This window comes from Acrocarpospora sp. B8E8, assembly GCF_039871605.1.
Lineage (GTDB): Bacteria > Actinomycetota > Actinomycetes > Streptosporangiales > Streptosporangiaceae > Acrocarpospora > Acrocarpospora macrocephala.
Window position 1 is genome coordinate 1 of the sequence record NZ_JBDPLV010000152.1, and the last position, 6902, is coordinate 6902.

The 6902-nt window shown below is 66.9% G+C and carries 8 protein-coding genes; 5 read left to right on the top strand and 3 right to left on the bottom strand.

The window, feature by feature from the left end:
• Positions 1-143: 143 nt before the first annotated feature.
• Positions 144-725 carry a putative glycolipid-binding domain-containing protein gene (locus ABGB08_RS53950; RefSeq protein WP_347608169.1) on the bottom strand — a complete coding sequence of 194 codons (582 nt, stop codon included), beginning with the start codon at positions 723-725 and terminating at the stop codon, positions 144-146.
• 139 nt (positions 726-864) lie between these two features.
• Between ABGB08_RS53950 and ABGB08_RS53955 the strand changes: the two genes are divergently transcribed.
• The 4 genes from ABGB08_RS53955 to ABGB08_RS53970 all read left to right on the top strand — a co-directional run bounded on the left by ABGB08_RS53955 (position 865) and on the right by ABGB08_RS53970 (position 4017).
• Positions 865-1821: a DUF1731 domain-containing protein gene (locus ABGB08_RS53955; protein ID WP_347608173.1), complete on the top strand. Its 957-nt coding sequence runs from the start codon at positions 865-867 to the stop codon at positions 1819-1821.
• Positions 1818-2870, top strand: a complete 1053-nt coding sequence (locus ABGB08_RS53960) for a protein kinase family protein (RefSeq protein ID WP_347608176.1) — start codon at positions 1818-1820, stop codon at positions 2868-2870. Before ABGB08_RS53955 ends, ABGB08_RS53960 begins: the two co-directional genes overlap by 4 nt.
• A gap of 272 nt (positions 2871-3142) precedes the next feature.
• On the top strand, positions 3143-3721 hold the full coding sequence (locus ABGB08_RS53965; protein WP_347608179.1) for an alpha/beta fold hydrolase: 579 nt from the start codon (positions 3143-3145) through the stop codon (positions 3719-3721).
• Complete coding sequence (locus ABGB08_RS53970; RefSeq protein ID WP_347608182.1) at positions 3646-4017, top strand: alpha/beta fold hydrolase; 372 nt, start codon at positions 3646-3648, stop codon at positions 4015-4017. Before ABGB08_RS53965 ends, ABGB08_RS53970 begins: the two co-directional genes overlap by 76 nt.
• Before the next feature lie 6 nt (positions 4018-4023).
• On the opposite strand, the gene ABGB08_RS53975 is transcribed toward ABGB08_RS53970, so the two are convergent.
• Together ABGB08_RS53975 and ABGB08_RS53980 are read right to left on the bottom strand one after the other, a co-directional pair.
• Positions 4024-4479, bottom strand: a complete 456-nt coding sequence (locus ABGB08_RS53975) for a VOC family protein (RefSeq protein WP_347608185.1) — start codon at positions 4477-4479, stop codon at positions 4024-4026.
• Positions 4480-4692: 213 nt separating this feature from the next.
• The gene (locus tag ABGB08_RS53980; RefSeq protein WP_347608188.1) at positions 4693-5559 is read right to left on the bottom strand and encodes a helix-turn-helix transcriptional regulator; all 867 of its coding nucleotides are present in this window, start codon (positions 5557-5559) and stop codon (positions 4693-4695) included.
• Between the two features lie 100 nt (positions 5560-5659).
• Here ABGB08_RS53980 and ABGB08_RS53985 point away from each other — a divergent pair, with 100 nt between their 5' ends.
• The gene (locus ABGB08_RS53985; protein WP_347608191.1) at positions 5660-6691 is read left to right on the top strand and encodes an alcohol dehydrogenase catalytic domain-containing protein; all 1032 of its coding nucleotides are present in this window, start codon (positions 5660-5662) and stop codon (positions 6689-6691) included.
• The last annotated feature ends 211 nt before the right edge of the window (positions 6692-6902 follow it).

Genomic DNA, 6902 nt, shown 5'->3' on the forward strand with positions numbered 1-6902 from the left:
GTGGTAACCGCCGTTCTATGGGGTCTTGTTGCATGTCAGGGCTACGCCACGCCGTACGCGATCCATCCGTGATCCGCAGAACCGGCACCCACCGTCTCAGCATCCGAGAATGCTGTCAGCCCTGGGGTGGTTGCTGCGGTGAGTCATTGGGCGCGGGTGGCGATTCCTGGGTAGTCGAGGACGAGTCCCGACTCGTCGTAGACCAGGTGGCAGGCGAAGTTGAAGATGGGTGCGGCGTAGTCGTAGCGCTGGCGGGTGTCCTTGTTGGTGAGTCGTTCGTAGCTCTGCTCCAACCGCTCCACGCCGAGCCCGACCGCCCGGACGTACGCGGCGGGAGCCTCAGCTCTGGCGCCCACGGGCAGTGCCATCCGGTGGACGGGAAATGCATTGGTCATGGCCGACGACTCCAGATCCACATCGAGGCAGCCGTCCAGGTGCAGTGCGGCCTGTCCGTTGACCAGCCAGTGCCCCGCGCTGTCCGCCTCAACGACGGTCGACCTCTCCCCGGACACCGACTGCCCCCACACCTCCGCGCTGCGGGTAGTCCAAGCCTCGTCAAGGCGAATGTCGTACCGCACGACCCAGGTTTCGCCTTCCTCCACCGCGGTGGTCCACCCCTGGGCCCGCCAACCATCGTCAAGCGCCTCGAAGTACGCCACCTCAAAACCAGCCCGGGCCTCTTGGTGCAGCCAGGCTGCGGTGTCGGGCGGTAACACGAAGGACATAGTCCATGGTCCCATGTACGCGCTCGGTCCTCCTCCAGCGGCGGCCCGGACACGGAGACCGCGGATGGAGTATGCGAAGATTTCGCCGCGTGTGAGGGTGGCGGCGCTGGCGCGCGCAACTCGACCGAAAGCGGGCATAGTGAAGGTCGTCATACCAGGTGGCTCTGGACATTTGGGACTCCTGCTCGCCGGTGCCCTCGGGAGTGCGGGGCATGACGTGGTCATCCTCAGCCGGCGTACGGACACACGAGTGCCCGGTGCGCGCATGGTGCCATGGGATGGGCGGACCGCGGGGGAGTGGATGGCCGAGGTCGACGGCGCCGACGTTGTGGTCAATCTGGCTGGGCGCAGCGTGAACTGCCGGTATACCGAGGCCAATCTGCGGGAGATGATGGCCTCGCGGGTGGACTCCGCCGCCATCGTGGGTACCGCGATCGCCCGGGCGTCCGCGCCTCCGAGGGTGTGGCTGCAGATGAGTACGGCCACGATCTACGCGCACAGCCACGACCGGGCCAACGACGAGGCGACTGGGGTCATCGGTGGTGCCGAGGACGGCGTACCGGCATATTGGGCTTACAGCGTTGACATCGCGCGAAAGTGGGAGCGTGCGCAGTTCGAGGCGCCGACCCCGGACACGCGTAAGGTGGCGCTTCGTACGAGTATCGTGATGGCTCCCGGCCGGGGTGGCGCGTTTCACACGCTGTGGCGCATGGCCCGATTGGGCCTCGGCGGGCCCGTTGCCGGTGGCCGGCAGTACATGTCCTGGATCCACGACCGCGACTTCGTTCGGGCGATCGAGTTCCTCCTGGCTCGCGACGAGTTCGTGGGGCCTGTCAATCTGGCCTCGCCCAGCCCGCTTCCGTACCGGGCGTTCATGGCGGTTCTCCGCAGGGCCGCAGGCGTACCGGTTGGGCTGCCCGCCACGAAATGGATGGCCGAGCTTGGTGCGTTTGTGCTGCGTGGCGACACCGAACTACTGCTGAAGAGTCGGCGGGTCGTGCCGGGGCGGCTGCTGGGCGCGGGCTTCACGTTCGCCGTCCCCGAATGGCCCGACGCTGCCCGTGACCTGGTGGCCCGCAGTCGTGCGGGCGCATGAAGCGCGGGACCAGCGGTACGTACGCCGCGCGCCTGGCCGCCTACGCGGAGGTCTCCACCCAGCTGTCGCTGCTGAGCGACCGCCGACTCGGCCAAGCCGTGCGGGCAGCCGTGGCGCTCGAGCCCGGCATCGGCGGCAGGTCGGCGGAGATGGACATCGGCGGGAGGCGGGTCTTCGTCAAACGGGTCCCGCTGACCGACCTTGAGCTGCGGCCGCAGAACGTGCGCTCGACGGCGAATCTGTTTGGGCTGCCGCTGTTCTACCAGTACGGGGTGGGCTCGGCCGGGTTTGGGGGCTGGCGTGAGCTGGCCGTACACATCATGACTACCAACTGGGTCCTCGGGCGAGAGTACGAGGGCTTCCCGCTGATGTACCACTGGCGGGTTCTCCCCGACTCCCCGCCCGAGGGGTTCGTCGACGAATTCGGCGGCATCGATGGGGCGGTCGCGCACTGGGAGGGCTCGCCAGCCGTCCGTGAACGCCTGGAGTCCGTCGGCCGCTCGTCATCCAGCCTGGTGCTCTTCTTGGAACATGTGCCGCAGACTCTCGGCGCATGGCTGGCCGACTCGCGGAAGGCAGGAGGCTCGCCGCACCTCTGGGCGGAGGAAGCTCTGGTACGCGGGACCGCTTTCATGAGCTCTCGCGGGCTCGTCCACTTCGACGCCCATTTCGCCAACATCCTGACCGACGGCCAGCGGCTCTACTTCGCGGACTTCGGGCTTGCCCTGAGCTCCGGCTTCGAGCTCACCGCGGCCGAGGCCGAGTTCCTGTCCGAGCATCTCGACTACGACCACTGCTATACCGTGGGCCATTTGCTGCATCATCATCTGCTCGACGACCTGCGCGGCGACATCGACCACCGGACGTTCCTGCGGGAATGGATCGCGGGACGACAGCCCGATGACGTCCCTCCCGCGACTGCCGCGATCATCGACCGGCACGCCCCGGTGGCCATCGTCTTGTACGAGTTCCATCGCCGCCTGATCAAGGAGACCAAGCGGACGCCGTTTCCAGCCGCCGACATCAAGCACGCCAGGCAAGTCACCTGAGACGAGCTCGGCGGCCCTTGACCGGTCGCTGTGCCCCTGGCGGTGCGGACGTGGTGCTGAGCGAACTGTGCGCGGATCCCGCCTGGGTCGGGGGGCGCGTGCTCGGCAGGTGCTGACCGCTGAGGTGATCCGCCGCCGCCAGCCTGGCGGGACGGGCGAGGTGCTGGAGTGCCGGCAAAGCTCTGCTCTCGTGGCCCCTATGAATGTGTCCAACTCGTCCCGTTCGCTTGGTCGGTTACGGCTTGCTTGGTTGGATCAATCAGGGGGTAGTCATGGCGAATGTCCATCACCGTTATGCCATCGTGCATGGACGTAAGGTGTTCTATCGGGAGGCCGGGCCGCTGGATGCGCCGGTGCTTGTGCTGTTGCATGGCTTCCCGACCAGTTCGTTTATGTTTCGGCATCTCATTCCGGCGCTGGCGGACCGCTACCACGTCATCGCCCCTGACCATCTGGGGTTCGGGCTGTCCGACGCGCCGCCGGTCGAAGAGTTCGACTACACCTTCGATGCGCTGGCCGACATGACGGCGGCTCTGCTGAGCCACCTTGGAGTCTCGCGCTACTCCGTCTACGTCCAGGATTACGGCGCTCCCATCGGCTGGCGCCTCGCCTTGAACCAGCCCGACGGGATTACGGCGATCATCACCCAGAACGGCAACGCTTATGAGGCGGGGTTCGTCCGGAACTTCTGGGAGACCGTCTGGGCGTACCATCGCGAGCAGAATCCGGAAACCGAGAAGGCCGTTCGGCAGGCATTCACCCTCGAGGCGATCAAATGGCAGTACGTCACGGGGGGGGGGCCGACGAGACGCTCGTCAGCCCCGACACCTGGCACCACGACTACGCGCTGATCTCCCGGCCCGGTAACGACCGCGTCCAGCTGGCCCTGTTCCTGGACTACGCCAGCAACCTCCCGCTCTATCCCCGCCTGCACGAATACCTGCGCGCCCACCAAACGCCCCTGCTCGCCGTGTGGGGCAAGGGGGACGAGATCTTCGGACCAGCGGGTGCCCGCGCCTTCGCCGAAGATCTGCCCGACGCTCAGATTCACCTTCTCGAAGGCGGTCACTTCCTGCTGGAGAGCGCACTCGACGAGGTCACCGAACTGATCAGGGCATTTCTCGATCAAGTTGATCTCGGTGGTTGACGCGACTCAGTACGCCGCCGCTACGTCGAGGATCCAGGTGATGCCGAAGCGGTCGGTGAGCATCCCGAACGCGGGGGCCCACTGGGCGGGACCGAAAGCCTCGATGACGGTGGCGGCGGCCGAGAGCTTGTCCCAGCTGGCGCCGACTTCCTCGATGGTCTCGCCGCGGACGGAGAGGAAGAACTTCTCGGTGGTGACAGTCATTCCTTTCTCCCGCCGGGTCGTGGGTGCCGGGCCGGTCGAAGCGTCCTGACCGGGGACATCGTAGGCCATCACCCGGAATCCGTTGGTGCCGACGACTTGGCCGAAGACGACCTTCCCGGCGTCGGGCAGTTCCTTCGGCATGCCGAAGTCACCGTAGGTGACGATGTTGATCTCACCGCCGAATACCGACTGGTAGAACTCCAGCGCCTCCCGGGCTTCGCCGTGGAAGTTCAGGTGGGCGACCGTGTTCACTGACACGCTTCACTCCTCGTTCGATGTCGTCCGGACGGTCCGGGCGACGAATGAAGAGTGGCAGCAGCAGAGGTCAGGGAGTGTCCGCTTCTTATTGCATGACGAAAGGTATGCCGACCAGTTCCGCACCGTCTGCGTCGTGCGCACCGTCTACCAGGCACCGCTGGTTCGCTCCGTCTGACCACGAGGGTTCCCGGTGAACGACGTGGAATTGGATGTTCATTCGGTGCGTGTCGAGTCGCTGCTGATCCAGCTCGCGAGGAACCCGAGCGACTCGTAAGCGTGGGATCCACGCGGCGCGCTGAACGTGAAGATGGCCTGCCTCGGGTCCGACGGCAGATCCAGCTGTTCGTAGTGCAGTTCGAGCAGCCCCACCAGCGGATGCCGGATGATCTTCACTCCGGACGGCGCTGACTTGACGTCGTGCGCGGCCCACCTGGAGGAGAACGCGTCACTGCCAGCTGTCAGCTCTCCGATCAGGCCGGTCAGATGCTCGTCGTGTGGATTGCGGCCGGCGGACGAGCGCAGCGAGGCGACGACGTCCGACGCGGCAGTGTCCCAGTCCACGAAGAACTCTCGGCCCGCTGGGGTGAGGAACACGAATCGGGCTAGATTCGGTCGCGGCCCGCCGTACTCGAACAGCGGCGAGCAGAGCGCCGCTCCGGTCCGGTTAGCGGCCAGCACGTCTATCCGTTCGTTGCTGACGAACGCTGCGGCCCCCTCGAACGCGTCGATCAGCTGCCGCAGAACCGGGCGGACACGGGTGTCCCGAAACGGGTCGACCGAACCGGCAGCGGCTGCTGGTCTGCGCGTGGCGCGGGCCAGATCGGCCAGGTGAGCGCGTTCTGCCGGGTTCAGACGAAGCGCGCGAGCAACCGCGTCCAGAACAGCGTCGGACGCCGCGGTCAGATCACCCCGTTCCAGCCGGGCATAGTAAGGGGCGCTGATACCCGCGAGAACGGCAACCTCCTCCCGGCGCAGCCCAGGCACTCGACGGTGCCCGTAACTCACCAGACCGACGTCGTCGGTCCTCAGCCGCGCCCGTCTGGACGTCAAGAACTCCCGGATCTCACCTCTTGCGTCCATGACTCCCCATGGTACGGATCCCCGCACGGCGAGCCGCACCCTACGAAGGTAGGCCTCACTGGGTGCCGCTAGCCTGTCGCCGCGGTGATTTCGTGAAGCCATGCGAGCCACCTACATGTACGGAGCCGGCGACGTCCGGCTCGTCGACGCACCCGACCCCGTCATCGAGCAGCCCACCGACGCGCTCATTCGCGTCATGCGCACCTGTGTCTGCGGAAGCGATCTTTGGACCTTCGCCGACATGGAGCCCAGCGAGCAGGGACAGGCGATGGGACACGAAGCGATCGGCATCGTCGAAGACGCCGGAAAGGACGTTGCCACGGTCAAGACCGGCGACCTGGTGATCATGCCGATGTTCACCGCCGACGGCAGCTGCTCGTTCTGCCGCGAGGGACTGACCAGCGCCTGCCGGTCCGTCGGTTTCTTCGGCCGGATGGGGTTCCCCGGAGCGCAGGCCGAGGCAATCCGAGTACCGCACGCGGACGCGAACCTCGTGCGTGTCGACGCCGCACCGGACGACGCGATCGTCCCGTCCCTGCTGACGCTGTCCGACGTCATGGCCACCGGCCACCACGCCGCCATCGGCGCCGAGGTCAAGCGGGGAGGCAAGGTCGCGGTCGTCGGAGACGGAGCGGTCGGCCTCTGCGGTGTGATCGCAGCTCGCCGACTCGGCGCGGAACAGATCATCGTGCTCGGACACCACGACGATCGAACGAACCTGGCCCGCGAGTTCGGCGCCACCGACGTGGTTTCCGTCGACGGTGAGGAAGCCGTCGAGCAGGTCCGTCTGCTCACCGGCGGCACGGGCGCGCACTCCGTGCTCGAATGCGTCGGCACCGAGGCGGCCGCGGCTACGGCGGTCGAGATCGCGCGGCCGGGCGGAGCGGTCAGCCGAGTCGGCGTCCCGCACTACGCCGGCATTCCCGCCTTTCCCACGTGGGTGAAGAACATTCGCGTGGCCGGCGGCCCGACACCGGTCCGGCCCTACATCGACACCCTCCTGCGGGACGTGCTGGACGGAACGATCCAGCCCGGGCGGGTCTTCGACCGGACGATCGAACTCGCCAAGGTGGCGGACGCGTATCAGGCCATGGCGCAGCGAGAAGCGCTCAAGGTCCTGCTCAACCCGTGACATGACCGCATGGCTCGCCGGTTTCCGCGTCCCGGCCGCCTATCTGTCGCCCGCCATGAAACGCAGCCGAGCATCACTTCAGTGGTAAACAACCACGTAGCTCACGGTGAGTGATGGCGGCGGGCATGCGCTATCGCCGGGTGCCGTGCGAGGCGGACCCGGGACGGCGACGGGTGTCAGGGGACGGCGGTGGGCATGGGTGGCCGCCACG